Source organism: Bradyrhizobium sp. YR681, from assembly GCF_000282615.1.
In the GTDB taxonomy this organism is placed as follows: Bacteria; Pseudomonadota; Alphaproteobacteria; order Rhizobiales; family Xanthobacteraceae; genus Bradyrhizobium.
Genome location: NZ_AKIY01000206.1, coordinates 1 through 26,267 on the forward strand (window position 1 = coordinate 1; position 26,267 = coordinate 26,267).

Here is a 26,267-nt window from a genome sequence, read left to right on the forward strand (position 1 = left end):
CGGCGGCGTCGCCCTGCTCCGGGCGCGACAGGCCGTGATCCGCAACCTGGACGGCGAGCAAGAAGAGCCGGAAAGCCTGTCTGACGCAGCGATGTCGAGCAAGCACGAGCTTGGAAAGCTGCTTCGCAAGCAGTCCCTGCTGAACAACAACCTCTTGCTCGAGATATTCGATTCGATCGAGCAGTTGCTGAAATCCGACAGCCCGTTCATCTATCCGGACTTCTTCTTTCACCATATCCATCAATTGAAACTTCCGGCGACACTCGAATCCGAATTGATCGACCTGCTGACGGACATGATTCTGAACTTTCGAAAGGCGCGGCAATCCGAACGCAAGCGCGCACCGCGACGCAGATCCGGCCCGTATAGTGCCGACGTGAGGGCCGGCTTCGACATCGTAATGCGGGCTCTGGCAGAGCCGGCGCGCCAGATTGCGATGAACGCGGGAGAAGACGGCTCGGTGATCGTCGGCAAGATTCTGGAGAGCAAGTCCTACGCCTACGGCTTCGACTCCCAGACCGGCGAATATGCCGACCTCGTCGGAAAGGGCATCATCGACCCCACCAAGGTGGTCCGCGCCGCGATCCAGAACGCAGCCTCGGTTGCGGCCCTGCTGATCACCACGGAAGCCATGGTCGCCGAGCTGCCCAAGAAGGGCGGCGCCGGTCCGGCCATGCCCCCGGGCGGCGGCATGGGCGGCATGGACTTCTAAGGTCCAACCACCTCAAGGACTACGAAACCCCGGCAGCGATGCCGGGGTTTTTGTTTTGGGGTACGCTCCCGTCGTAGCCCGGATGGAGCGCAGCGCAATCCGGGAAAGTCGCTCCATCGCGGGCAGTCGTCCCGGATTTCGCTGCGCTCCATCCGGGCTACAAGTGAACGCTGCCGCCTCACCACACCTTCCCCATCCGCTCGGCGCGCAGCCGGCCGTTTCGGTCGAGCGACCAGAAGATCCGCGTCACCTTGCCGACCAGATGGTCCATCGGGATGAAGCCCATCTGCGACATGAAGCGGCTGTCGGTCGAGTTGTCGCGGTTGTCGCCGAGCACGAAGAAATGGCCCGGCGGCACGGTGTAGACATTGGTGTTGTCCACGTAGCCGTTATCGATGCAGTCATACGTGATGTAGCTCGCCCCGTTCGGCAGCGTCTCGCGCCAGCGCTTGATCTTGGCGCCGTCGTCGGCCCCGCAAACATCCCCGCCCGCCACGCTGGCAAGCGCGACGCGGGTCACCGGCCTGTCGTTGAGGATGAGCTGGCCGTTGCGCATCTGGACCCGGTCGCCGGGCAGAGCCACGACACGCTTGACGTAATCGACCGTGTCGTCCTTCGGCAAACGGAACACGACGACGTCGCCGGGGTCGGGATCGGCGGCGAAGATGCGGCCCGACAAAAAGGACGGCGCGGCAGGCACCGCATAGCGGTCGTAGCCATAGGCATATTTCGCGGCGAAGACGTAGTCGCCGACCATCAGCGTCGGCACCATCGAGTTCGAGGGGATGTTGAACGGCTGATACAGAAAGAAGCGGACCAGGAACGGCGGCGACCACAGTACCGGGACCAGCAGGATGAGGATGACGATCGCCTTCCATTCCCGCGATTGCGCCGAGGGGCGGATCGTTTGCTCAAGAGTGGTCATGCGCCTGCCTGATCGAAACCGTGATCGTCATCGCAAGATTACGCAACCTTTGCGCGCGCGCAATCCCCTCTCGGCTTTTTGGTCGCACGGGCGCACGCACGCGTTCACCGTGACGGGCATGTGAAGGGCCGCCCGTGGGCGGCCCTTCCGTTTCACGCGCTCTCGGGCGCCTTGAGGCGCACGAGCCGGGTCAGGAGGGCATCGAGGCCCTCGCCGTTGGAGGCATGAAGGTCGATGCGGCCGACCTTCTCGACCAGCCGCTCCAGCGACTCCAGCTCCTTGAGCCGCAGCAGCAGGGGGCTCTCCTCCATCAGGCGGGCGGTGTTCAGGAGCGAACGCGTTGCCGCGGTCTCCTCCTGCCGGCGGATCAGGTTCGCCTTCGCGACCCGCTCCGCCTCCACCACCTTGTTCACCAGCTCCCGGATCTCGCCGGGCAGGATCACGTCCTTGACGCCGAGCTCGGTCACCTCCACGCCGGACTCCGCGACGCGTGCCCGCACATAGTCGCGCAGCTCCGCATCCAGCGCCGCCTTCGCAGACAGCACCTCGTCCAGCGTCCGGCCGGCGACCGCCTCGCGGATCGCGAACTGCACCAGGCGGTACAGCCACGCATCCACGTCGGGCACGGTCGCAACCGTGCGCTCGGGATCGACGACCTTACGGAACGCCGTCAGCGTCACCCGCAGCGCGATGCGATCCCTGGTCAGCATCTCCTGCGCGGTGATCTCTACCGCCTGGGGCCGCAGGTCGAGGCGCTTGACCTCGATCTTGCGGCCGACGGTCCAGAAGGCGTGCCGGCCGGGCGCGAGCCGCTCCACGAGCCGGCCCTCGACGTAGAGCAGACCCGCCTCGTGGTTCTCGACCACCGTCTCCGACGTCACGGCCGAGCGGTTGCGCTCGATCATGGCCAGATGCCGCGCGCCGACCTTGGGATCGGCGGACACATCGATGCGCTCGACATCGATGCGGGTCGCGACCTTCCAGTAGACGCGGACCTGCCAGGGCGTCATCAGATGCACGGGCCGGCCGTCGAGGCTGACGATCGCGATCTCGTCCGCGCCGGTCTCGACCGCCTCGAACAGCTCGGCAGCCAGATCAGGCCGCGCGGCCTTCAGCACCGCGTAGCGATCGGCGGGGAATTCGGTCCCCACGACGTCGTACACGGTGGCCGTCAGCTCGTTGCGCAGATCGAACAGGCGATGGCGCCCAGGCGCGAGCACGCGCTCGAGCTGGCCGTTTCGCGTGAGTAGCGCGCGCTCACCGTCCTTGACGGTGACAGTGGTCTTCAGCAAATGCCAGGTCATGGCACGCCTCCTTCGTTTGCGCCCGGCGGATGCCGGGCAACAGGTTTCGTCTGCAAAGGATGTGAGGACGCGGACGACGCTTCCCATGACATCGACGGGCCGGGGCTTGAGCTTGCGCGATGACGGGCGCACGCGCGCGATCGCCCGACGCGTGTCGAGCGGTCATGCGGAGCCACCCGGCATCGGCGCAAGCGGTATCGACCCGCGGCGCAAAGCCGGTCTCACGGTGTCTGGGTTCGGACGGAAAGCCTTGCGGCAGAACGGCCGGACTGCGACTGAAGCGCGCGTCCGGTCCTCGTCAGAGGTGTCAGTTTTTCAGGCTGACCCGGAGCGATGGAGCGGGATTCGAACCCGCGACCCGATGATTGACGTCACCTGCTCTACCCAACTGAGCTATCCTTTGTGGGACAAGAGACCGGAATCGAACCGATGCCTTTGGGTTTCACCCCGACGCTCTCCATGAGCTACATCCTGCTTTTGCCTTCATTCGGCGGAACACGACATCGCAGAGCGATCCGCGCCAGCCGGGATCTCAGAGAGCCCGGACACATGGCCTAGCGAAGGAGCGGGCTAATAGACGAAGCACGTTCGGGTTGCAAGGGGGAAAGTTGGGATTCTTGGTCACGCGTCATGCGCTGTGACGCGATCGTCACACCGCGGCATCACCTCAACCCCGCGACATCTCCTGGAAACACGCCCTCACCCAGTCGATCGTCACGCGCGTTGCGGCGTCGCGCTTGAGGTGGTTTTGCACCAGCAGCCAGGCGTCGCGCCGCTTCGGCAGCAACGCGGCGCGCAGGCGGCGGTCGCCGAGCAGGTCGGCGCAGAGATGCTCCGGCAACACGCCGGCGGCCCGATGCGCGCGGATCAGGCTGCGGATGACGCGAACGTTGTCGGTGACGCAGCGCGCGCGGGTCTTCTTCGCGCGCAGGAATTGCATCTCGGGAATGGCACCGAGCTCGTCCGGATAGGCGCACAGCATCGGCTCGCCCTCGGTCGCAACGGGCTCGAAATAATAGAGCTTGATGTCGCCGAGCCTGGTGATCGCGAAGTCGCCCTTGTCGGGCTTGCGCAGGCGGATGGCGAGATCGGCCTCCCAGCGCGAGAACCTGACGTTCTCGCTCGAGGTGAGGAATTGCAGCGTCAGGCCGGGATGGGCGCGCAGGAAATCGCTCGCGCGCGGCGACAGCACCTCCTCGGCGACCGTGTTGGTCGAGGCGATGCGCAGCCGTCCCACCGGACCTTCAAGACTCTCGCTGAGGCGACCGATCTCGGCGGCATGCGCGGCCATGGCCTCGACATGCGCCAGCACCGCCTCGCAGCTCCGCGTCGGCCTGCGCACGCCGTCGGCGGCCTCGAACAGACGCAAGCCGAGCGAACGCTCGATGCGCGACAGCCTGCGCCCGACCGTGGTCTCGTCGATGCGCAGCCGCGCGCTGGCGCCGGCATAGGTACCCTCGTCCCTGACCGCGGCGATAATGCGCAGATCGTCCCAGTTCATGGCGTGAGGTTACACCGGCCGGCAGATGCCTGCAATATTGCAGCCACCCGCTGCAATATCCCTGCATATCGGCAGGCACTCCCGGGGCTATGTTTGCGGCACCTCTTGCCCGGAGATGTCCAAGACCATGACGACCGCAAAGACCCTGCTGCAGCTCGCCGGTGCTGATCTCACCCCGCCGCGCCTCGGCGATGCCGCGCTGGTGCTGATCGACATCCAGAACGAATATCTCGCAGGTCCTCTCGCTTTGCCCGACGCCCGGCCCGCCATAGCCCGGGCGGCCGCGCTGCTGGCACGGGCCCGCGACAGCGGAGCCGCGATCATCCATATCGCCCATCGCGGCAAGGCCGGCGGCCTGTTCGATCGCGGCACCGAGCGCGGCGCCATCGTCGCCGAGCTTAAGCCCCGCGCCGGCGAGCTGGTGATCGAGAAGGAGTTGCCGAATGCGTTTGCCAGCACCGATTTGCAGGCGCGCCTTGCCGCAACCGACAGGAAGAACCTCGTGCTCGCCGGCTTCATGACCCATATGTGCGTCAGCTCCACGGCGCGCGCCGCGCTTGACCTCGGCTTTCGCACGACTGTCGACGCCGATGCCTGCGCCACGCGCGACCTGCCCGACGGCCGCGGCGGCACGCTGGATGCCCGGACCATCCACGAAGTTGCACTCGCAGAGCTATCCGACCGCTTCGCGATCATCGCGCGCGGCGATGCGCTGAACTGACGGAGCGAGACGATGCTGCAACTCTATTTCTCGCCGATGGCCTGCTCGCTTGCGAGCCGCATCGCGCTGATGGAAGCGGGCCTCGATGCGCGCTATCACCTGGTGCATCTCCGGACCAAGGCGATTGCGGACGACGACAGCGATTTTCGCGGCGTTTCGCCAATGGGCGCGGTGCCGGTCCTGGTGCTGGAGAACGGCGAACGGCTGACCGAGAGCGCAGCAGTGCTGCAATACATCGCCGATGCAAAGCCGGAGGCGGGCCTTGCGCCGCGCTTCGGCGACCCCGATCGCTATCGCTTGCAGGAATGGCTGAGCTTCATCGGCAACGAGATCCACAAGGCGTTCCTGTTCCCGACCTTCTGGTACCAGGACGACGGCTCGCTCGCCAAGCCGCGTGCACGGATCGCTCAGACATTGGCGGTGCCATCGGCGCATCTGGCGGACCGCGAATTCCTGGTCGGCAACAGCTTCACCGTCGCGGATGCGCATCTCGCCTGGGCCCTGCTGCTGCTCCGTCCCGCAGGCGTCGACATCGCGCAATGGCCACCGCTGTCGGCCTATCTCGAGCGCATGCAGGCACGGCCCAAGGTGCGGGAAGCCATCGCCATCGAACTCGCGTTACGTAAGACCTTGGCGGCGTGACAGGATGTCACGGCCGCCCGGCCCGGCGGTTCCATGGCGAGGCCATTGATGCCGGCGCGACATGCGCTAATCTGGGGGATATTTTTCGATATTTCCCTGGAAGGCATTCATGCGCGCTCCTTCTGGAATTTTGTCTCGATTGTTCCTGGCCCTCCCCGCCCTCTTGCTGAGCCTTGCCGCCGCAGCGGCGGACACGCGGGTCGCGCTGGTGATCGGCAACGGCGCCTATGTCTCTACGGCGCAGCTTCCCAATCCGTCGCACGATGCCGAGGATGTCGCGGCCTCGCTCAGGCGCAGCGGCTTCGAGGTGTTTCAGGGCATCGACCTGCGCCAGGCCGACATGCAGGACCTGACCATCCGCTTCGCGCGCGCCGCGAGCCGGGCCGATGTCGCGCTGTTCTATTACAGCGGCCATGCGATGCAGTACAACGGCGTCAACTACCTGATGCCCGTCGACGCCATGCTCACGGATGAGGCGGACCTCAAGCGCTTCGTGCGGGTCGACGACATCGTGAACGATTTGCAGCAGGCCAAGAACCTGCGCATTCTCGTGCTGGATTCCTGCCGCGACAATCCGCTGGCCGACATGCTCAAGCGTTCCGCGACGCGCGCCGCCTCGGTCGGACGGGGCTTGTCAAAGGTCGAGGCACCGCGCGGCACCATCGTGTCATTCTCGACGCAATCAGGCCAGGTCGCCGCCGATGGCACCGGCCGCAACAGCCCCTACACCACCGCGTTTCTGAAGCACATCGAGGAGCCGCAGGAAATCGGCGACGTGTTTCGCGACATCAGCAGCGACGTCTATGACGCCAGCGGCAAGAGCCAGCTGCCGGAGCTGTCGCTCTCGATCATCGGCAAGTTTTATCTGAACGGGCCCGTGTCGGTCACGGTGGCGCCGGCGGCCGCGCCAACTGCGCCGCGGCCAGATCCATGCGCATCCGCAGAGGCGCACTGGAAGGCCGCCGACGGCATCGGCACGGCCAGCGCCTTTGAGGATCATCTGGCGCGATTTTCGAGTTGCAGCTTCGCCAGCCTCGCCAGGGCGCGACTTGACGGGCTGAAGAAGGTGGCGCTGGCGCCTGCCAGCCCCCCCAGAACCAGCGGCAGCAAGGATTTCGACGGCAACTGGGACGTGACGCTGAACTGCGCGGCAACAGGCAAGGCGCAGGGCTTCACCAGGCCCCTGGCAGCTACCGTGACGAACGGCGTATTCCACGCCGAGGCTCAGAACAAGGACGGCGTCAACCGGCTGGAGATCGACGGCCAGATACCCGCGGACGGCAAGACGACGTTGAGTGCGCGCGGCACGACGGGAGCGAGCACATACACCCTCAACAACCTGCCACCCGGCTCGCCTTACGCCTTCACCGTCGATGCGCAGTTCGATCACAGCCGCGGCAGCGGCAAGCGCAACGAGGCGCGCGCCTGCAGCCTGGTTTTCGTCAAACGCTAGCCGCGCATCGCCGGGCGGTCACACGCCGGTCTGGCTGATGAACTTGGTGTTGAAATAGCCTTCCATCGCCTCGGTGCCGCCTTCAGAGCCGTAGCCGGAATCCTTGATGCCGCCGAACGGGACTTCCGGCAGCGCCAGACCAAAGCTGTTGATCGACATCATGCCGGCCTCGACCGCCGCGCCGACCGCAGCCGCAGTCTTGGACGAGCTGGTGAAGGCGTAGGATGCCAGCCCATACGGCAGCCGATTGGCCTCCTCCACAACCTCGTCGAACGACGAGAAGCGCGAGATCAGCGCGAGCGGGCCGAACGGCTCCTCGTTCATCGCGCGTGCATCCTTCGGCACGTCGCTCACCACCGTCGGCTCGAAGAAATGGCCCTTGTTGCCAACGCGTTTGCCCCCGGTCTCGAGCTTCGCGCCCTTGGCGACGGCATCCTGCACCATGCCTTCAATGGCAGTGACGCGGCGCGGGTTGGCAAGCGAGCCCATTTTTGAATCGGGATCGAGCCCGTTGCCGACCTTGAACGTCGTCGCGACATCGACGAACCGGTCCACGAATTCCCGGAACACCTCGTCCTGCACCAGCATCCGCGTCGGCGAGATGCAGACCTGTCCGGCATTGCGATATTTTGCAGCCGCCAAGATCTTCGCGGCCGACGTCACATCGGCGTCCTTGAACACGATCGCCGGCGCATGACCGCCCAGCTCCATGGTGGCGCGCTTCATGTGCAGGCCCGCGAGCGCGTTGAGCTGCTTGCCGACATGGGTCGAGCCGGTAAAGGAAATTTTCCGGATCACCCGATGCGGGATCAGATATTCGGAGATCTCCGACGGCACGCCATAGACGAGGTTGATCACGCCATCGGGCACGCCGGCGTCGGCAAACGCACGGATCAACTGCGCGGGCGAGGCCGGCGTCTCCTCCGGCGCCTTGACGATGATCGAGCAGCCGGCGGCGAGCGCGGCGGAGAGCTTGCGGACGACCTGATTGATCGGGAAATTCCAGGGCGTGAACGCGGCAACCGGGCCGACCGGCTCCTTCATCGCCATCTGGTAGATGCCGGGCCCGCGCGCAGGGATCAACCGGCCATAGGCGCGCTTGGATTCCTCCGCGAACCACTCGATCACGTCGGCGGCGGCCATCGCCTCCATCTTCGCTTCACCGAGCGTCTTGCCCTGCTCCATGGTCAGCAGCGGCGCGATCTCATCATTGCGCTCGCGCATGATCGCGGCGGCCTTGCGCATGATCTTGCAACGCTCGAACGGCGCAACGTTGCGCCAGACCTTGAAGCCGGCGGCAGCGGCAGCAAGCGCCTCGTCGAGATCGGACTGGCCGGCATGGGCGACGGTGCCGATCACCTCCTCGGTCGCGGGATTGCGGACCTCGATCATGTTGCCCGACTGGGCCGGGCGCCACTTGCCGGCAATGAAAAGCTGGGTGTTGGAATAGGCCAAGGGATTCTCCTTTCAGGTCGAACTTTGAACGGCGCCGCGACAAATCGCGTCGGCCGCCTTAGTCATGTCGGGTCCGAGGTAGGCGCGGCAGCGCGGATCGGCGACGAGCGCGCCGAAATCCGCCATGGGCGTGACGCCGCCGCCGGCCACGAACAGGAAGCGTCCGGCGATCTCGGCGAGGATGTCGAGGTGCCAGCCGGCTGTCGGATGCATGCAGAGGATCACCAGCCTGCCCTCGTCGCGCAGCTTGCGGAAAAAATCGAGCATGAAGCCGATATAGCCGTCCTGCAGGTTGAACTGCGGCTCGTCGAACAGATGAACCAGCGGCGTCCTGGTGGGTGACGGCGCCAGCAAGGCGGACGGAACGCGCTTGCGGAAGCGCCGGACCTGATAGGACTGGTGATAGTGGATCGCGAGCCGGTCGCGCTCGCGATATTTGACGCCGTGGATATCGGTGCCCGCCACCAGCACCCGCCCCGAGGTCGGCGCGTTGGAGCCGGTCATCATCTCGAACAGGGTCGTCTTGCCGGCGCCGTTCGGGCCGACCACGCCGACGATGCCGGGCTCGTCTAGCGACAAATTGGCCTGAAGCGTGAATGTCGGGCGGCGGACGATGCGGCCGCGCGTGTAGACCTTGCGGACGTCGTCAAGAACGAGCAGCGGTGCGGCCACTTATTGTACTCCCAGCAAACGCTGACGAAGGGCACGGTCGTCGCGCAAGGTTGCGGCTTCGCCGGTCCAGACGATCCGGCCGCGATCGATTACCGCGGCATGGTCTGCCACCGACAGCGCGATCTCGGCATTCTGCTCCACGACCAGCGAGGCGATCCCCTCCTCCTTCATGCGCAGAATGGTGGCGAGCACATCGCCGACGATCTTCGGCGCAAGACCCTGGCTCGGCTCGTCGAACAGCACCAGGCCCGGCGAGCCGACCAGCGCGCGCGCAATGGCGACCATCTGCATTTCGCCGCCCGACAAATTCTCGCAGTCTCGCTCCATGAGATATTCCAGCGGCGAGAAGATCGCGGCAGCCTCCTTGACGCTCCAGTTGCGAAAACGCGTGCGCTTTTGCGCGATCGACAAATTGCGTGCCACCGACAAGGTCGGGCACAGCCGCCGGTCGTCGGGCACCCAGCCGATGCCGGCGCGGGCGACCTCGTGGGTCGGACTGCGCGTGACGTCGTGCCCGTCGAAACGAACTGCGCCGCGGCGCGGCCGGGTCAGCCCGAGAATCGAACGGAGCATGGTGGTCTTGCCGGCCCCGTTGGGGCCGAGCAGCGCAAACACCTTGGCGTGCTCAATCGCGAGCGAGGCGCCGAACAGGGCCTGCGTCTCGCCATAGAACGTATCGACGCCGTCCACTTCGAGGATCATGCGAATTTCCCGAGATTGGAGCGGCGCACCCATTCGTTCTGCTGGAGCTCGTGCGGCGTGCCGCGCGCGACCACCTGGCCCCAATGGATCACCGAGATGCGGTCCGCCAGCGAGAACAGGAATTCCATGTCGTGCTCGATGGCGACGATGGTCAGCTTGCCTTTCAGCCGTGCGACCAGCGTCGCGAGCCGCTGCACGCCGTCGGAGCCAAGGCCGGAGGTCGGCTCGTCCAGGCACAGCACGCGCGGCGCCTGCGCCAATGCCACCGCGATCTCCAGTGCGCGGCGGTCGCCGTAGGAGAGATCCTTGGCACGGATACCGCCCCTGTCGGCAAGACCAACCGCCACAAGCGCCTCGGAGGCCTGCTCCGCGAACCTGCGGTCCCCGGCCGCGGCACGCGCGATATCGAGGCCGCGCGCGCGAAACTCCGGCAGGCCCATCATGACGTTGTCGCGGGCGGAGAATTCGTCGAACAGCGTCATGATCTGGAACGAGCGCGCGATGCCCTTGGCGGCGATGCGGTGCGGGCTGAGGCCCGTGACATCCTCGCCGCCAAGCCGGATCTTGCCACGGCTTGGTTTCACCCGGCCGGTGAGCACATTGAAGAACGTGGTCTTGCCCGCGCCGTTCGGGCCCATCACGCCATGAAACTCGCCCTCGGCTACCGCAAGATCGACGCTCTCCAGCACGACCCGATCGCCGAAGCGGACATGGACACCCGCGGCCTCCAACATGCTCATCGGCCGCCTCCCACCAGCAACCGCATTGCGGACGTGCCGCGGCGCCGCAGCGCGTTGAGCGAATGCTGCTTCACGGCGGCCGAGAGCGCGCCGGCAATGCCCTCTGGGCGAAACAGCACGATCGCAATGAACAGCAGACCAAAATAGAGCATCCAGGCGTTGGTCAGCGCGCCGATCACGTCGCGGGCGGTGAGGAAGAGAAACACGCCGATCACCGGGCCCCAGAAGCTGACCAGCCCGCCGCCGACCAGCGTCATCATCACGACGTAGCCGGACTGATGCAGGCTCATCACATCGGGGAACGCGGCGAGCTGCGCCATCGCGAACAATCCGCCGGCAAAGCCTGATATGGCGGCCGATAGCGCGAACACCGATGCCTTGTAGAGCCATACATTGTAGCCGAGATGGGCGGCGCGAACCTCGCTCTGCCGGATCGCGGCAACCACGCGGCCATAGGGCGAGTGCACCAGCCGCCACAATCCGGCGGTGCCGACCGCGAACACCGCGAGCACGAAATAATAGAACGCGACATTGTCGGTGAGATCGAACGACACCAGCCCGAAATCGGCCGGCAACCGCCTGATCTTGAGCAGCCCGTCCTCGCCGCCGGTGATCCGGTGCGACTTGATCGCCAGCGTCCAGAAGATCTGGCCGAATGCGATCGTCATGAAGGCATAGTAGATACCGCGCCGGTGCGAGATGAACAGCGCCACCAGCACGCCGGCAAGCCCGGCGACCACGGCCGCGGCGGCAAGGCAGATCCACAGATTGGCGACGATGTCGAGCTGGCAGAGCCCGAACGCATAGGCGCCGATGCCGAAATAGGCGCCGTGTCCGAACGAGGGAAGTCCGGCCGTGCCCAGCACCAGGTTGAACGCGAGCGCATAGAGCGACCAGATCAGGATCTCGATCCCGAGATAGGGATAGAGCCCGACCTTGGTGATCCAGAGCGGCACCGTTGCAAGCACGAGCCAGAGCACCAGCATCGTCGGCGTGACGAGGCGCGCGGCGTCGGATGACGAATTTGATCCCACAATCATTCCCTAGGCCTCGAGCACGCTCTTCTTGCCCCACAGGCCGCGCGCGCGGAACGTCACGACGGCGACGAGCAGGATGTACATCGACAACAGCGACCATTCGGACGCATACGCACCGGCAAGACCGACGCAGAGTCCGACCAGCAATCCGGCCACGACCGCGCCCCAGAAGCTGCCGACGCCGCCGAGCACGATCACCAGGAATGCCGGGATGACCGCGTCGACGCCCATATGCGGGCGAATGCCCCAGATCGGCGCGACGATGATGCCGGCGACCGCAGCCAGCATGGTGCCGAACACGAACACCAGCAGCCGCAGGCGCGACAAATTGATGCCGAGCGCACGGACGATCTCGCTGTCATGGGCGCCGGCCTTGACGGTCGCGCCGAACGAGGTCTTCTCGATCAGAAGCCAGACCAGGCCGATGATCCCGGCCGCGATACCCGCCGCGTAGAAGCGATAGGTCGACCAGATCAGGTCGCCGAACAGGAAGCCGCCATTGATGGCGGACGGGACCTGAAGCACATAGTCGCGCGTGCCCCAGACCAGACGGATCAGCTCCTCGATCACCATCGCGGCGCCAAAGGTCAGGAGCAGTCCGTACAGGGGATCCTTGCCGTAGGTGCGGCGCATGCAGAGCTCGATCAGCATGCCGACGAGGCTGACGATCACGGGCGCGATCACGAGCGTTGCGGCGTAGCGCCAGCCGAGCGGCAGCGCGAGCCATGCCTTTGCAAGCTCGGCCGGCAATGGCGGGCGCGGCCCGGTGAGCTGCATCGCGACATAGGCGCCCAGCGCGAACAGGGAGCCATGCGCCAGATTGATCTGCTCCATCAGCCCGACGATGAGCATGAAGCCGAGCGCGATCAGTGCGAACAACAGGCCAAGTGTCAGGCCGTTGAGGAGATGCGGAAGAAGGTCGAACAAGGTCTTGGCTCTCGCAACTGGCATGCCTCACCCGGGACGCGGATGGTCCGGGCGCGCGGCGCGCGACCTGCGCGCCGCCGTTCTGCGACGTGACGGACCGTCTAGGAGTCGACGGTCGGCACCTGCTCGTAGGGCGTGAGCTTGCACTTGCCGGGTGCGGCGTCATCGGCGGCCGATTTCGGCTCGGTCCAGCTGATGATCTCGAACAGATCGGTGTTATCAGCCGGCTTGGCGTTGCGCCGCGCCAGATAGATCGTCTGCTGCATCTGGTGCGTCGCCGGGTCCATGTAGGCGTCGAAATGCTGCATGCGGTCGGTCGCCGAGACCTTGAGATTCTCGATCTCCTTGATGATCTTGACGTTGTTGGTCGACCCTGCCCGCTCGATCGCACGGAGCAATTCGCGCGTCGACATGTAGCCGTTGTAGGAGACGTTGCCCGGCACCGGGATCGGGCCGTCCTTGTTGGCGACCTGCCACTTCTTGACGAAGTCGGCGACGCCGGGCAGCTGCAGCTTGTGATACCAGGTGGTGCCGAACACGCCGAACAGGCTGTCGGGCGCGCCCCACACGTCAGGCCAGTCCTGCTGGTTGTTGATCCAGGCCGGCTTTCCGTCGAGCTTGAGCTGAGCCACCTGCTCCCGCAGCGCCTTGATGTCGTCGCCGCCGATCGCGGTCGCGACCACGTCGGGTTTTGCCTGCTGGATCTTCAGCAAATAGGCGGTGAAGTCGCGCGTGTTCTGGGGCACCAGCAGATTGTCGATGATCTTGCCGCCGGCAGCCTCGACCTGCGTCCTGGTCGCGGCAGACGTGGTGTGGCCCCAGACATAGTCGTTGGTCAGCAGCATCCAGTTCTTGCCGATGGAATCGACGGCGTTCTTGACCGACGCCTTGGAGAAATTGGTGCCGTTGCCGTCCCAGACGAATTTGACGCGTGAGCAGTTTTCTCCGGCTTCGCTCGGCGCAGAGGAATTGGTGTTCATGTAGATGACGCCGTATTTGCTGGCGACCTGCGTGATGGCGTTGGCGACGCCGGAATGCAGCGCGCCGATCAGGATGGTGCAGTCCTCACGCGTGATGAAGCGTTCGGCGACGCGGCTGCCGGTGGCCGGCGTTGTCTCGGTGTCCGCGGTGATGAAGGTAACCTGGCGGCCGAGCACGCCGCCCTTGGCGTTGACCTCGTCGATCGCCATCTTGATGCCGCGGAAATCGTCCTGGCCGCTGTTGCCGTATTGACCGCTGGCATCGCAGGTCAGGCCGAGCTTGATCGGCTTGGCCGCACCTTGCGCCCACGCGTGATTCTCTTTCCACGGCCCGAAGAAGCTGCCGGTGCCGCCGATGACACTCGCCATCAAGCTGCCCTTCAAAACGCTCCGCCGTGAGATCTGACGCCCTCTCATCGTTTCCTCCCGTTTTCGAAATCTTTTGCTTTTTTGTGCGATTAGAATATTCATTCCATTTGTTATGTAAAGTGGAATATTTGATCCAAACGGTGAAATGCCGTTAAACAGGCGACCGATCCGGAGACCCGAGACGATGAACAAGGCACAAGGCGCGATGAGCTACGACGAGTTGCGCGGCGCCATTGCGCAGCGCCATCGGGCGCTGTCCGGCCGCCTGCAGCAGATTGCGGAGTTCGTGCTCGATCACCCGACCGATGTCGCGCTCGGCACGGTCGCTGAGGTGGCGCAGCGCTCGGGCGTGCCGCCGTCGGCGATCGTTCGCTTCGCCCATGCGCTCGGATTCGGCGGCTTCACCGAGATGCAGCAGGTGTTCCGCTCTCGCCTCGTTGCCGGCGTCGCACCAAGCTACAAGGCGCGGCTCGCTCGCATGAAGAGCGAGGAGAAATCGGTGCTCGGCCGGCAGCCCGCCGCGGTGCTGTCGCGCTTCGTCGCGGAAGCGCAGTCGTCGCTGGTCGCGCTGAGCCAGTCCGTGCACGCGCGCGAGCTCGACGCGGCAACCGCGATCCTTGCCAAGGCGCGCGACATCTATCTCCTCGGCCTCGGCGGCTCGTTTCCAGTTGCGACCCACCTCGCCTATGTGCTGCGCAAGCTCGGCCGTCGCGTCGTCCTGCTGGACGGCACCGGCGGCAGCATCCATGAGCAGTCGCATGCGGCGACTGGGGAGGACGCGCTGGTCGCGATCAGCTTCCGGAATTATTATCCGGATACGGCGCGGCTGTTTCCCGAACTGGTCGCGCGCGGCGTGCCCACGATCTCCATCACCGACAGCCTGTTGAGCCCGATCGTGGAAGGGGCACGCGTCGTATTCGAGATCCAGGACATGCCCGAGCCGGCACTACGCACGCTGGTCGCACCGATGTGCCTGGTGCAGGCGATGGCGATCGGCCTCGACCTCGCGGCGGACTGATTTTTCACAACAGGAGAAGATCATGGCAGCACATGACGGGAAAGTATTGGCAGGCAAGGTCGCGCTGGTGACCGGCGCAGGCCGCGGGCTCGGCCGCGCCTTTGCGGAGAAGCTCGCCGCGCTCGGTGCCGATGTCGCGATCCACGGCATGCGCGAGAACGGGCCGGCGGAATATGGCGAAGGCACCACCCTCACCGAGGTGGCCGCGGAGATCGGCCAGCAATACGCTGTCCGCAGCCAGCGCGTGCTCGGCGATCTCACCAAGGGCAATGATATCGCGCGCGTCATCGCCGAGACCGAGTCGGCGCTCGGGCCGATCGACATCCTCGTGCATAATGCCGGCGGCGACATCGCGGCCGCGGGCGGCAAGCCCGATCCGAACGACGCGGTGCACATCAAGGAGGCCGACGTGCGCGCGGTGCTGGAGCGGAATTTGCTCTCGACCATCCTGACCTGCCAGGCGGTCGCGAAGGGCATGATGGAACGGAAGCGCGGCCGCATCGTCACGCTCGGCTCGGTCGCCGCCTTCAAGGGGCGCACCCAGGGCGCAATCTATGCGGTGTCGAAGGCCGGCGTCACCCATTACACGCGGTGCCTCGCCGACCAACTCCGCCCCTATGACATCGCCGTCAATTGCATCGCACCCGGCGATACCCGCACCGGCCGCTTCCTCGGCACCCGCGCAGTGGACCCCGACAGGTTGGTCGCGACCGGCACGCTGGACCGCATCGCGACCGTGGACGAGGTCGCGCGCGTCGTCGAGTTCTTTGCCGGTCCGATGGGCGCCTTCGTCTCGGGCCAGGTGCTGCGGATCGACGGCGGCGGACAGGCCTGGCCGGGCTGAGGCGAAAACAAAAAGGGCCGCTCGAGAGCGGCCCTTTTGTCATCCGAAATTGGCTGAGCTCATTCGACCCGCGCCAGCACCGCGAGCTTGCGGATGCCCTTGTTGCGGTAGGCGTCGAGGAATGCGTAGTAATCCTTGAACGACACGCAACCGTTGGAGTCGCCGTTGGGCCCGAGCATGAAGGTGTGCGCGAGCAGGCCGTCGCGGCCGTAGATCGCACTCTCGCCGCCGACCGGGGTCAGGCGCAGCGCGGGCACGCCGTGGAACAGCGCCTCGCGCGGCTTCAGCGTGTAGATGTGCGGCGGCGTCACGCCGCGCATGCGGGTGCGCTGCGAGCGCGGATCGTCGAGATTGGAGCCGAGGCCGGAATGCGCCTCGAGCTTGGTGCCGTCGGGCAGATAAACCGTCTTGGCGGTGATGTCGTAAACGGCCGTGTCGCGCTCATAGGGCGGCGCGCCGCCGAACATCGGGTTCTGCTCCTTCGGCGCGATCGAGGCGGTGACGCTGGCATCGGCGGAAGCATAGGCGAGCAGCCCGCCGGACGGCTCACGCTTGCCCCAGAGCTTTTCGACCATCGACGGACGCGGACCGGTGATCGACATCACCGCGGCCTTGGCGCGATCGGCGAAGGATTTTGGCTTTGCCTCAGGCGCCGGGACGATCTCGGCCGGGTCGGCCGAAGCCAGCTGCACCGGCGCATCAGCGCGCTTGGCCTTGGCCGCATCGGCGATCTTTTCAGTGACCTTGGCCGGGCTCAGCGGCTTCAGCGCTTCGGCGACCTTCGCGACGACGGTCGGCTTTGCGGCCTCCGCTGTCTTCGTCGCGGGCACGGCGCTCGCCGCATTCGACTCCACGCCTTGCGTGGCAGCCGCGGCAAAGCGCTCGTTGAACATCTCGCGCGAGATCGGGGCTGCGACCTGCAAGCGGTCGGGCAGCAGCGCAAAGGCTTCCTTGATGGCATCGCCCGCCTCGCGCAGCGCGACCCTGGGCGCGCGCTTGACCACGGGCTCGTCGTAGCCGGCGCTCCCGACGGACGGGTAGACGCTGGCGGCGAAGATGTTGTTGTAGACGGTCCAGCCGGCAAGCACGACGCAGCCGATCACAGCCGCGCCAAGCACGTTTTGGGTGGTCATTTTCCGGGAAGGCTTCCGATGTGAATGCTTGCCAGGATTTTTGGGCTTTCGTGCCGCGTTACTCTGCGCAGCGATACTCGTACTCATTCGCCTTGCGTCCAGGACGGTGTCACTCAGTCCCCCTTCGAAGTGCCGCTGGTCACGATCCGGAACCAGCATTTCGCAGAGGGTCGGAGCGTCATTAAGGCGACTTTTAGTTAAATGCAGATTAAGTTCGGGCGGATGTAGGGCAACTCGTTAACGCTGTCTCATTCTGAGAAAAAAGCCCGCAGAACTACGGACTTAGACGCGTCTGTTAACCATAATTCTCGGCCGGTTTAGCACGCCGGCTGACGTCACCGGCCCGCTCTGTAAGGCCACCCAACCAAGTCATTTTCGTGGTCTTCAATACCCGGACGATACCGGGGAAGCGTTGCGCGAGGCTGGTGCCCGACGACCCCTCAGTCGATGCTTCGCCTCTCCAGATTGCGGAGCTAGAGAGGGGATAAGCAGTGCCTCCTGACTGAAAGTTGATCGCGCCGGACTAGAAAATGCCGCAGCGAGAAAATAGCTGCGAGGAGCGGCACTTTTCAGCAGCCTCTGCGTGTGATACGGTACCGTATCAACATCGCCTTGAACTGTGCCAAGCACGCAAACGGAGGCTGGCATGAGAGGGATCGTGCGCGCCGGGCTTTTTGCTCTGGCGGGGTCGTTTTTGTTGATTGGATCTGCGATTGCTCAGCCTGCTGCCAATCTTGGCTGCACGGCATCGCCGTCGGCCGCGGGCACGCAAGTCTGGCGCTGCGACAACGGCATCACCATCGTTGCCGAAAGCGGTGCCAGATTTGAACTTAAGGACGCCAACCGCGACGGACATATAGACTCCGTCGAGTTGAGCAGCAAAGCGCTGCTGGTCGAGGTGCCCAGGAAGCCCGGCGGCAATCCCTTCAAGGTGCTGACGCCGCAGGCGATCGCCGCGGTGCGCGGCACCAAATGGGCAGTCGATGTCGCCGAGGCCAAGACCTCTGTCTTCGTGGCCGACGGCCGCGTCGGCGTCAGCCGCAGGAGCCGCGGTCGCGGCGTCGTGCTCGGACCAGGCGAAGGCGTCGATGTCGAGGCGACCGGTCCCCTGACCGTCAAGACATGGGGCCAGCCGCGCGTCGACGCGCTGATGGCGAGACTCGGTCAATAGCAAACCTGGCCAATAGGCCTGGACCATTTAAGGCCCGCGCAGCAAGGCCCGGGCGACAGAAAAGATTGCAGTACGGCATGACTAGACGCGTTCAGATCCTGGTGGCACTCGTCCTCACCGCCCTGTGGGGCGCGGGCACCTATGCCGCTCATGCCAACGGTCACCTGCGCTTTCTCGACCGGCTCGAGGCGACGCTGACCGATTGGCGCACGCAAGTCCGCGGCGTGCAGGTTCCGCCCGATCTCGTCACCATCGTTGCGATTGACGACACCGTCGTCAAGCGCGGCGGCAGCTATCCGCTGCCGCGCGCCGACCTCGCCCGGGTCGTCGACACCATCGTGCAGTTCAAGCCGAAAGTCGTCGCGATCGACCTGCTGCTGGTCGACCGCAGCGCCGCGATCGGCGACGCAACCCTCGCCAACACGCTGGCCACCGGTCCCATGGTGCTCGCCGCAGCGGCGATCTTCCCGTCCGCCAGCGAGACCGTCGAGCCCGGCAGTCATGGCGCCCTCGCCGCCCTGCCGCAAGCCGAGCGATTCCTGCAGCCGCTGCCTGCCTTCGCCGAACACGCCGAGGTGGGCGTCGTCAACGTCGCAACCGGACAGTCGGGCTCGCCGTTGTCGGTGCCGATGCTGTTCCGGACCCGCGACAAGGTCGAGCTGTCATTCCCCCTGCGCGTCGCAACGCGTGCGCTCGACAAGCCGCTGACGATCGCGCCCGACCATCTGATGCTCGGCGACCGCGCGGTGCCGACCGACAGCGACTTCGCGTTGCCGATCACCTATTACGGCCCGCGCCGCACCATCCGCACCGTCAGCGCGCAGAGCATTTTCGACGGCACGCTCAATCGCGCGGCGATCGAGAACCGCATCGTCGTGATCGGCGCCGCGGTCGCCGGCGGCGGCGACTTCTATCCGACACCATTCGACTCGCTCATGCCTGGTGTCGAGGTGATCGCGACCGCGATCACCCATATCGTTGCCGGCGACGGCATCGTGCGCGACCGCAAGGTCCACATCGCCGACGCTTTCACCGCGATCCTGCTGCCGCTGCTGCTGGTCGGCCTGCTCGCCTGGCGGCGCAGCGCGCTCGGCATCATGGCGGCAAGCGTGGTGATGATCGCCTGGGCCGGGTTCAACCTGTTCGCCTTCACGCACGGTGTCTGGCTGAATGCGGCGACCACGCTCGCCGCGGCGGTCCCGCCGGTGGTGGTGTTTGCCGGCGTGCAGCTGTGGGCGGGCGGCCGCCGCACGCAATATTTCGCTGCCAAGAGCCGGTCGCTCGCGCAATTCCAGGCCCCTGCGGTGCAGGAGTGGCTGGCACGCGATCCCGATTTCCTGTCCAAGCCTGTCCGGCAGGACGGTGCCGCCGTCTTCATCGACCTCTCCGGCTTCACCGCGCTCAGCGAGAAGATCGATCCGGGCGAACTGCAGGACATTCTCGAGGCGTTCCACGTGCTGATCGACAAGACCGCGGTCGATTGCGGCGGCATGATCACCAGCTTTCTCGGCGATGGCGCGATGATCCTGTTCGGCCTGCCACGCGCAATGCCCGATGACGCGGCGCGCGCGCTGAAATGTTCGATCGACCTGCACCGCAGCGCGGAGCGCTGGATCGCGTCATTGCCATCGGAGATCGGCAGCCAGCTGGGCTTCAAGATCGGGGCGCATTTCGGCCCGATCGTCGCCTCTCGTCTCGGCGAGAGCCACCAGCACATCACGGCGAACGGCGACACCGTCAACGTCGCGAGTCGGCTGATGGAGGTCGCCGCCCAGAACAATGCGCGAGTGGCGCTCACCGACACGCTGCTGGACGCGGCCGACTTCCAGGGCGCACCCGACGGCATCCTGACAGGCCCCCTGCTGACGCAGGTCCGCGGTCGCTCCGGCGTCGTGACGGTGTGGTTCTGGCGCGACCTCTATCGCGCTTCCGGCGGCGGCGAGCGATCCAGCACATCGCCCTTGGCGCCTTCGAGCAGATCGATACCGTAGGTCTCGACCACGAGCGGCCCGCGCTTGCGCTGGAATTGCGCGACCTGCGTCGCCTTCGCAAAAAGGGCGTTGACGTCCGGATGGCCGTCGGGACGCAGCTCGTCGACATAGATCAGCTTGCCCGCGAGCAATTTGGGATCCGGCTCGGGCATGTTGACCCAGCGGATGCGCTGGTTCTGCTGCACCACGCAGGTTCCGCGCGGCAGATAGAAGGCGAGCCAACCGGTGGTGCCGTAATCCGGCGCAAGCACGCAGGTCGCACCATTGCGCGCGCGCACGGCTTCGATCTCGGCGGCGAGCTCGCGCCAGCCGACGCCGACGCTGCGCACGGTCGCGTCGCGGCGGTAGCCGGACAGCCAGCCGGTATTGGCCTGCACGATGAGGGCTGCAAACATCACGATGCCCACGGGCGCGGCCCAGCGCAGGCAGAAATCCACCAGGCGGCGCGCGCGCGGCTGCCACTGCACGAGGTTGGCGGCAGCGGCCGCGGCGACGACGAAGGGCGGGTAGACCGGCGCGAACCAGTTGGCCTCGACGCGCGCATGCAGCGAATGCCAGACGAAATAGGCGACGATGGTCCAGAACAGCGTCTCGATCAGCACGCGCGAGGCCAGCGCGCCGGCCCGGCGCCAGGTCAGCGCGTGCAGCCCCATCGCGCCGAGGATGAAGACCAGCGGGGTTGCGAACGCAATCTGGGTCGGGATCAGCTCGGCGATGAAGACCGGGCGGAAGTCCTCGATCTTGGCGCGGCCGAGCTGCTTTGCGAACGAGACCCATTGATGATCCGCGTTCCAGAGGATCACCGGGGAGAACAGCGCGAGCGCAACGAGGCCGCCGAGATAAGGCCAGGGCGAGAGAAACCAGCGCCGCAGTTTCGGCACGGACGCAAGCCAGATCAGGATCGCGGCGCCGAAGAACATCGCGGTGTATTTCGACAGCAGCGCCGCGCCGACGGCGGCGCCGACAGCCAGCCACCAGACGCCGCGGCCGGTCTCCAGGACCTTGGCGAGGAAGAACAGCACGAAGCTGGAGGCCACCAGCAGCGGCGCATCGGGCGTCACGATCAGCGTGCCGACCGAGGCCATCATGGTCACGTTGAGCAGAATGGCGCTGGTCGCCGCCACACGCGCGCCGCCGAACAGGATCGCGGCGGAGCGGTAGATCGCGTAGCTCATCGGCAGCGCGAGCAGAATCGAGAACAATCGCACGCCGAGCTCGGTGTCGCCGGCGATCATGGTGCCGGCGCGGATGACGTAGGCCACCATCGGCGGATGATCGTAGTAACCTCCCGCGAGGTTCTTCGACCACATCCAGTAATAGGCTTCGTCGAAAGTGATCGGCGTGAAGGCCGCCGCGACGAGCCGCAAGGCCACCAGCGCCAGGATCACCAGCGCGGTATTGCGGACGATCCGCGCGTCAGCCCCGCCCATGACGGTTTCCTTGCCGCGCTATTTCTTGCGCCAGACGAACAGTCCGGACATCGCGTAATTCCACACCACGCCCATCAGCGCGCCGGCCATGCCGGCCAGCCACCAGATCGGCTCCTGGTCGTAGACCGAGAAGGCGACGCCGACATTGGCGAGCAGGCCGACGCTGCACACGATGTAGAACGCGATCAGGCCGCGCAGCAGCGCAAAGCCCTTCAGCCGCTGGTCGCGATAGGTGAAGAAGTTGTTGAGCACGAAATTGCTGGTCATGGCGACGATCGCGCCGGCGGCCTGCGCCTCCGCGAACGGCACCTTGAACAGCTGAAGGGCGATGAACAGCGTGGTGAGATGCACCAACAGGCCGATGCCGCCGACCATGGCGAACAGGATGAAGCGCAGCGAGACGGCGTCATTGGTGAACTTCGCCAACACCAGGCCGAGAAAGTCCAGCGCGACCATGGAATCGAGCTTGCTCTCGCCGTGCTGGCGCTCGCCGAAGGTGTAGGGAATTTCCACGGCGCGCAAGGTGCCGTTCGCGCTGGCGACGAGGTCGAGCAGGATCTTGAAGCCGTGCACCGACAGTTTTGGCGCAAGCTGCTCGAAACGATCGCGGCGGATCATGAAGAAGCCGCTCATGGGATCGGCGATCTCGACCCGCAGCGCCTTCCTGGCGAGTTCGGTCGCGAGCGCGCTGGCGCCGGCGCGCTGCTTGTTGAAACCTTCGCTCTTGTAGCCCTCGATGTAGCGGCTGCCGACCACGAGGTCGGCCTGGTCGCTCGCGAGCAGCAACAGCATCTTCGGCAGCTGCGTTTCGTCATGCTGGAGGTCGGCGTCGATCACGGCCGCATAGGGCGCGCTGGAGGCCAGGATGCCCTCGATGCAGGCCCCCGACAGGCCACGGCGGCCGATGCGGCGGACACAGCGCACGCGGCTGTCGCGCTGCGCCAGCTCGCGCACCACGTCCCAGGTGCCGTCGGGCGAATTGTCGTCGACGAACACGACCTCCCAGGCGACATTGACGAGCGTCGCCTCCAGCCGCCGGTACAGCACCGTGACGTTGTCGCGCTCGTTGAAGGTCGGGACGATGACCGACAGTTCCGGCCCCTCTTGAGCCTGGGACGGATTGTCGGAGCCCGGTCTGATCGCTTCATTCATGACGGCAGCGTATATCCGCCGCGTCCTGCGCTGCCAAGTTCTTGCGCCACAAAGCCGGCGTTCTCTGGGGAACGGCCCAAAAAGGGGCCTGAAATGCAAACGACCCCGGAACAACGGGCGCGCGTACATCCGGCGCAGCCTGAGCTATCCCAAGGTCGTCCCAGCAACGGAGATTGTCACTCAACGTTACCGTTAAAGGCTAGATGGGAGCGGCAAAGCCGCTTTGCAAGGGGCAAAGGCCGCCTTTTTTCGGCCCCTGGCTAGTTCGGGACTTCCTTGATCACGGGGCCTCGGGGCGCGGGCGCGACGGGGGCTATGGGCGCCGCAGCAGGCGGCGCCTCGACCTTCGCCGGCTTGGGCGGCTTGCCGTACTGGCCGATCGGCCCCAGGACGACGGCAACCGCCAGCACGAACGCCGCGACGACCGCGCCCAGAATGCCACCCACCGACTCAGACGACATGGAAACCTATCCCCGCTGCAGATTGGCCCAGTGATACCATGGATGCGCGCGGCGCCGGAAGGGCTCCCGGACGGCAACGGTGCAGGGTCTATTTCTGCGGCGGCCTGTGCTTGACGAAAGCCGTCACGATGTCCTTCTGCGCCGACTCGACCGCTCTGTTCGCGGTCGCGAGATGGGCGCCGGCATCGATGTTCGGGTATTGCGTGGTGAGATAGTCGAGCAGCGCCACCCGGTAATATTGCCGCTCCGACGGACAGGCTCCCGCCACCGAGCGGCCAAAGTCCTGCTCCGAGAGGCCCTGGTTAGAGTCGCGCGAATATTCCCGGGCCAGGCAATGCCAGTAGTCGTCGCGCCCCTGCATGGCCTGCTTCTGCGCGCCCTTCGCGCCATCCTTGGCATCGTCATCGTCCGCCATGACGGAACATGTCATGGCAGCAGATGTCATCATCACGAGCACCGCTCCCACCATCAGCATCCGCATCTTGTTCTCCTGTTTGTGCAGATTTCCTGGTGAGCTTAAACGGGACTTGGCAACTGGCCAATCACAACTCGTTTGATTAGGATGACGCCTCTCCCCTCCCCGACGATGCGAGATCCTCCGTGGCCAAAGCAAAAACCGCGTCCAAAAAATCCGGCAACATCTTCATCGGCATCGGCGGCTGGACCTTCGAGCCCTGGCGCGGCGTGTTCTATCCGGAGAAGCTGACGCAGGCGAAGGAGCTGTCCTACGCCGCCTCCAAGCTGACCTCGATCGAGATCAACGGCACCTACTATGGCTCGCAGAAGCCGGAGAGCTTTCGCAAATGGGCGAGCGAGGTGCCGGAAGGTTTTGTCTTTTCGGTGAAGGGCCCGCGCTTCGCCACCAACCGCCGCGTGCTCGCCGAGGCCGGCGATTCCATCAAGCGGTTCTATGATTCCGGCGTGCTGGAGCTGGGCGACCATCTCGGCCCCGTGCTGTGGCAATTCGCGCCGACCAAGAAGTTCGACGGCGCCGATTTCGGCAAGTTCCTCGAGCTGTTGCCGCGCAAGCTGGAGGGGCGCGCGCTGCGCCATGTGGTGGAAGTCCGCCATGACAGTTTCTGCACGCCCGATTTCATCGCGCTGGTCCGCGAATTCGAGACGCCCGTCGTGTTCGCCGAGCACGGCAAATATCCCGCCATCGCCGACGTCGCCGGCGATTTCGTCTATGCCCGTCTCCAGAAGGGCAATGACGAGATCAAGACCTGCTATCCGCCCAAGCAGCTCGATGCCTGGGCCGGGCGCATCCAGGCCTGGGCGGAGGGCGGCGAGCCCGACGATTTGCCGAAGGTCGACAAGGCCAAGCCGAAGAAGGCGCCGCGCGACGTGTTCGCCTACGTCATCCACGAAGGCAAGGTGCGCGCACCGCACGGCGCCATGGAGCTGATCGCGCGGGTGAGTTGAGGTGTCCTATGGCCAAGGCGAAAAAGCTCTTCACCATCGGTTATGAGCAGACCCCACCCAAGGCCGTGCTCGACGAGCTCGAGCAGGCCGGCGTCAAGCTCGTGGTCGACGTGCGCGCGGTGACGTCATCGCGCCGGCCCGGCTTTTCCAAGAAACAGCTGTCCGCGGGACTCGACGAGCGCGGCATCGCCTATGTCCACCTCGCCGCCCTCGGCACGCCCAGGGAAGGCCGCCTCGCCGCGCGCAGCGGTCAGTACGACGTGCTGGAGAAGATCTATTCAAGGCACCTGAAGACGCCGCAGGCGCGCGAAGAGATGGACGAGCTCTCGGCGCTGGTGAAGAAGGCCGGCCCCGTGTGCCTGCTCTGCTACGAGCGCGACCACACAAACTGCCACCGCCAGATGATCGCGGAGATCATCGAGGAGCGCGACGGGGTCGTGGTGAGGAATTTGGCGGGGCGGCAGGTCTAAACGACTCTCGCCGTCATGGCCGGGCTTGTCCCGGCCATCCCCGCCTTGCCACGCGGCACGAAGAACGCGGAAGCCCGGGCATGACGATGGGAGAGAGCGCCTAACCCTCCCCCGCCAGCCGGAACGTCCCCTCCATCATCTGCACGCAGCTGCCGCCGACATGGGCGGAGACGATCTTGCCGTCCTGCTTGCGCACGCGGGTGCGCAGGATGCTTGGCCGGCCCATGTCAAAGCCCTGGCCGACCGTGAGCTTCAATTCGCCGTCGCGGACGGGATCAAGATCGGCAAACAAGGAAACGGCCGCGACCGTGGCACTGCCGGTGGCAGGGTCTTCCGCAAAGCCACCGGTGCCGCGCATGAACATCCGCGCCTGCCGGTCGCAAGGCGCCTCCGACGTAGCGACGTCACGCGTGTAGAACCACACCGAGAATGCGCCATCGCGCGGCAGGACCCTGCCGAAGGCCGCCGCGTCAGGCCTCGCCCGCTTGAGCGCCTCGCGCGAATGCAGCTCCACCACGGCAAACGGCGTGCCGACGCCAACGACCTGCGGCATGTGGTGGTCGGTCTTGATGTCATCAGCAGTCAAGGAGATGCAGGATGCGATCTCCTCGGCGGAAAACTGCGCCAGCTTCGCCAGGGGCTGCGGCGCGGTCAGCTCGGTGCTGACCACCCTTGCCTGCTCCCGCACGATATCGACCGGCACGAGCCCTGCCTTCTCCTCGAACAACAGGCGCGGCTTCGGCTCCTTCGCGAGGCTCGCCAGCACGAAGGCGGTGCCGACATTGGGATGACCTGCAAAGGGCAGCTCCCGCACCGGCGTGAAGATGCGCACCTCGGCGTCATTGGCCATGTCGCGTGGTGGCAGCACGAAGGTCGTCTCGGAATAGTTGAACTCGGTCGCGATCGCCTGCATCTGCGCCGTCGACAGCCCGCCGGCGTCGAGCACCACGGCGAGTTGGTTGCCGCCGAAGGCGCGGTCGGTGAACACGTCGACGGTGATGTAGCGGCGCTGCATCCTGACTTCCCTCACGCAAA

26 protein-coding genes and 1 tRNA gene are annotated in these 26,267 nt (G+C 65.6%); 10 read left to right on the forward strand and 17 right to left on the reverse strand.

Going from position 1 to position 26,267, the window contains the following annotated elements:
* Positions 1–712, forward strand: a 712-nt coding sequence (locus tag PMI42_RS40505; protein WP_008137435.1) for a TCP-1/cpn60 chaperonin family protein, incomplete at its 5' end; no start/stop codon positions are given.
* A 178-nt stretch (positions 713–890) separates the two neighbouring features.
* Here PMI42_RS40505 and lepB read toward each other — a convergent pair.
* The 4 genes from lepB to PMI42_RS20135 all read right to left on the reverse strand — a co-directional run bounded on the left by lepB (position 891) and on the right by PMI42_RS20135 (position 4,442).
* Positions 891–1,637, reverse strand: coding sequence for a signal peptidase I (lepB, locus tag PMI42_RS20115; RefSeq protein WP_008137437.1), 747 nt, complete (start codon positions 1,635–1,637; stop codon positions 891–893).
* Between the two features lie 152 nt (positions 1,638–1,789).
* Positions 1,790–2,941, reverse strand: a complete 1,152-nt coding sequence (locus tag PMI42_RS20120; RefSeq protein WP_008137439.1) for a slipin family protein — start codon at positions 2,939–2,941, stop codon at positions 1,790–1,792.
* A gap of 334 nt (positions 2,942–3,275) precedes the next feature.
* Positions 3,276–3,340 (reverse strand) — tRNA-OTHER (locus PMI42_RS20125).
* A gap of 268 nt (positions 3,341–3,608) precedes the next feature.
* Positions 3,609–4,442, reverse strand: a complete 834-nt coding sequence (locus PMI42_RS20135; RefSeq protein WP_008137442.1) for a LysR family transcriptional regulator — start codon at positions 4,440–4,442, stop codon at positions 3,609–3,611.
* A gap of 127 nt (positions 4,443–4,569) precedes the next feature.
* Here PMI42_RS20135 and PMI42_RS20140 point away from each other — a divergent pair, with 127 nt between their 5' ends.
* The 3 genes from PMI42_RS20140 to PMI42_RS20150 all read left to right on the forward strand — a co-directional run bounded on the left by PMI42_RS20140 (position 4,570) and on the right by PMI42_RS20150 (position 7,258).
* On the forward strand, positions 4,570–5,163 hold the full coding sequence (locus PMI42_RS20140; protein ID WP_008137443.1) for a cysteine hydrolase family protein: 594 nt from the start codon (positions 4,570–4,572) through the stop codon (positions 5,161–5,163).
* 12 nt (positions 5,164–5,175) lie between these two features.
* Positions 5,176–5,805 carry a glutathione binding-like protein gene (locus tag PMI42_RS20145; protein WP_008137445.1) on the forward strand — a complete coding sequence of 210 codons (630 nt, stop codon included), beginning with the start codon at positions 5,176–5,178 and terminating at the stop codon, positions 5,803–5,805.
* A gap of 109 nt (positions 5,806–5,914) precedes the next feature.
* Positions 5,915–7,258, forward strand: a complete 1,344-nt coding sequence (locus PMI42_RS20150; RefSeq protein ID WP_008137450.1) for a caspase family protein — start codon at positions 5,915–5,917, stop codon at positions 7,256–7,258.
* 18 nt (positions 7,259–7,276) lie between these two features.
* Here PMI42_RS20150 and PMI42_RS20155 read toward each other — a convergent pair whose 3' ends face one another.
* The 7 genes from PMI42_RS20155 to PMI42_RS20185 all read right to left on the reverse strand — a co-directional run bounded on the left by PMI42_RS20155 (position 7,277) and on the right by PMI42_RS20185 (position 14,140).
* Positions 7,277–8,713 carry an NAD-dependent succinate-semialdehyde dehydrogenase gene (locus PMI42_RS20155; RefSeq protein WP_008137452.1) on the reverse strand — a complete coding sequence of 479 codons (1,437 nt, stop codon included), beginning with the start codon at positions 8,711–8,713 and terminating at the stop codon, positions 7,277–7,279.
* 12 nt (positions 8,714–8,725) lie between these two features.
* Positions 8,726–9,385 carry an ATP-binding cassette domain-containing protein gene (locus tag PMI42_RS20160; RefSeq protein WP_008137453.1) on the reverse strand — a complete coding sequence of 220 codons (660 nt, stop codon included), beginning with the start codon at positions 9,383–9,385 and terminating at the stop codon, positions 8,726–8,728.
* Entirely contained in the window at positions 9,386–10,087 is a 702-nt protein-coding gene (locus PMI42_RS20165; RefSeq protein WP_008137455.1) for an ABC transporter ATP-binding protein, read from the reverse strand.
* Entirely contained in the window at positions 10,084–10,827 is a 744-nt protein-coding gene (locus tag PMI42_RS20170) for an ABC transporter ATP-binding protein (protein WP_008137458.1), read from the reverse strand. The genes PMI42_RS20165 and PMI42_RS20170 overlap by 4 nt, the downstream gene beginning before the upstream one ends.
* Positions 10,824–11,867, reverse strand: coding sequence for a branched-chain amino acid ABC transporter permease (locus PMI42_RS20175; RefSeq protein WP_008137459.1), 1,044 nt, complete (start codon positions 11,865–11,867; stop codon positions 10,824–10,826). Before PMI42_RS20175 ends, PMI42_RS20170 begins: the two co-directional genes overlap by 4 nt.
* A gap of 3 nt (positions 11,868–11,870) precedes the next feature.
* Positions 11,871–12,815, reverse strand: coding sequence for a branched-chain amino acid ABC transporter permease (locus PMI42_RS20180; RefSeq protein ID WP_063824609.1), 945 nt, complete (start codon positions 12,813–12,815; stop codon positions 11,871–11,873).
* 77 nt (positions 12,816–12,892) lie between these two features.
* Positions 12,893–14,140 (reverse strand): ABC transporter substrate-binding protein, encoded by a 1,248-nt coding sequence (locus tag PMI42_RS20185; protein ID WP_035966171.1) that lies wholly within the window; start codon positions 14,138–14,140, stop codon positions 12,893–12,895.
* A 184-nt stretch (positions 14,141–14,324) separates the two neighbouring features.
* Here PMI42_RS20185 and PMI42_RS20190 point away from each other — a divergent pair, with 184 nt between their 5' ends.
* Together PMI42_RS20190 and PMI42_RS20195 are read left to right on the forward strand one after the other, a co-directional pair.
* Complete coding sequence (locus tag PMI42_RS20190; RefSeq protein ID WP_008137466.1) at positions 14,325–15,158, forward strand: MurR/RpiR family transcriptional regulator; 834 nt, start codon at positions 14,325–14,327, stop codon at positions 15,156–15,158.
* Positions 15,159–15,180: 22 nt separating this feature from the next.
* Positions 15,181–16,002, forward strand: coding sequence for an SDR family NAD(P)-dependent oxidoreductase (locus PMI42_RS20195; RefSeq protein ID WP_008137468.1), 822 nt, complete (start codon positions 15,181–15,183; stop codon positions 16,000–16,002).
* Positions 16,003–16,061: 59 nt separating this feature from the next.
* On the opposite strand, the gene PMI42_RS20200 is transcribed toward PMI42_RS20195, so the two are convergent.
* Positions 16,062–17,135: a DUF2778 domain-containing protein gene (locus tag PMI42_RS20200; protein ID WP_008137470.1), complete on the reverse strand. Its 1,074-nt coding sequence runs from the start codon at positions 17,133–17,135 to the stop codon at positions 16,062–16,064.
* Positions 17,136–17,781: 646 nt separating this feature from the next.
* Here PMI42_RS20200 and PMI42_RS20205 point away from each other — a divergent pair.
* Together PMI42_RS20205 and PMI42_RS20210 are read left to right on the forward strand one after the other, a co-directional pair.
* Positions 17,782–18,306, forward strand: a complete 525-nt coding sequence (locus PMI42_RS20205) for a FecR domain-containing protein (RefSeq protein ID WP_008137472.1) — start codon at positions 17,782–17,784, stop codon at positions 18,304–18,306.
* A gap of 77 nt (positions 18,307–18,383) precedes the next feature.
* The gene (locus PMI42_RS20210) at positions 18,384–20,297 is read left to right on the forward strand and encodes a CHASE2 domain-containing protein (RefSeq protein ID WP_008137474.1); all 1,914 of its coding nucleotides are present in this window, start codon (positions 18,384–18,386) and stop codon (positions 20,295–20,297) included.
* On the opposite strand, the gene PMI42_RS20215 is transcribed toward PMI42_RS20210, so the two are convergent.
* The 4 genes from PMI42_RS20215 to PMI42_RS20230 all read right to left on the reverse strand — a co-directional run bounded on the left by PMI42_RS20215 (position 20,225) and on the right by PMI42_RS20230 (position 23,821).
* On the reverse strand, positions 20,225–21,727 hold the full coding sequence (locus PMI42_RS20215; protein WP_008137477.1) for a glycosyltransferase family 39 protein: 1,503 nt from the start codon (positions 21,725–21,727) through the stop codon (positions 20,225–20,227). The two genes, PMI42_RS20210 and PMI42_RS20215, sit on opposite strands and share 73 nt — an antisense overlap.
* Before the next feature lie 18 nt (positions 21,728–21,745).
* Positions 21,746–22,879, reverse strand: coding sequence for a glycosyltransferase family 2 protein (locus PMI42_RS20220; protein WP_008137479.1), 1,134 nt, complete (start codon positions 22,877–22,879; stop codon positions 21,746–21,748).
* Between the two features lie 260 nt (positions 22,880–23,139).
* Entirely contained in the window at positions 23,140–23,340 is a 201-nt protein-coding gene (locus PMI42_RS20225) for a hypothetical protein (protein WP_008137481.1), read from the reverse strand.
* A gap of 88 nt (positions 23,341–23,428) precedes the next feature.
* Positions 23,429–23,821 (reverse strand): hypothetical protein, encoded by a 393-nt coding sequence (locus PMI42_RS20230; protein WP_008137483.1) that lies wholly within the window; start codon positions 23,819–23,821, stop codon positions 23,429–23,431.
* A gap of 119 nt (positions 23,822–23,940) precedes the next feature.
* Between PMI42_RS20230 and PMI42_RS20235 the strand changes: the two genes are divergently transcribed.
* Entirely contained in the window at positions 23,941–24,762 is an 822-nt protein-coding gene (locus tag PMI42_RS20235) for a DUF72 domain-containing protein (RefSeq protein WP_008137486.1), read from the forward strand.
* Between the two features lie 8 nt (positions 24,763–24,770).
* Positions 24,771–25,232 (forward strand): DUF488 domain-containing protein, encoded by a 462-nt coding sequence (locus PMI42_RS20240; RefSeq protein ID WP_008137487.1) that lies wholly within the window; start codon positions 24,771–24,773, stop codon positions 25,230–25,232.
* A gap of 100 nt (positions 25,233–25,332) precedes the next feature.
* On the opposite strand, the gene PMI42_RS20245 is transcribed toward PMI42_RS20240, so the two are convergent.
* Positions 25,333–26,247 carry a PhzF family phenazine biosynthesis protein gene (locus PMI42_RS20245; RefSeq protein ID WP_008137488.1) on the reverse strand — a complete coding sequence of 305 codons (915 nt, stop codon included), beginning with the start codon at positions 26,245–26,247 and terminating at the stop codon, positions 25,333–25,335.
* Positions 26,248–26,267: the final 20 nt, after the last annotated feature.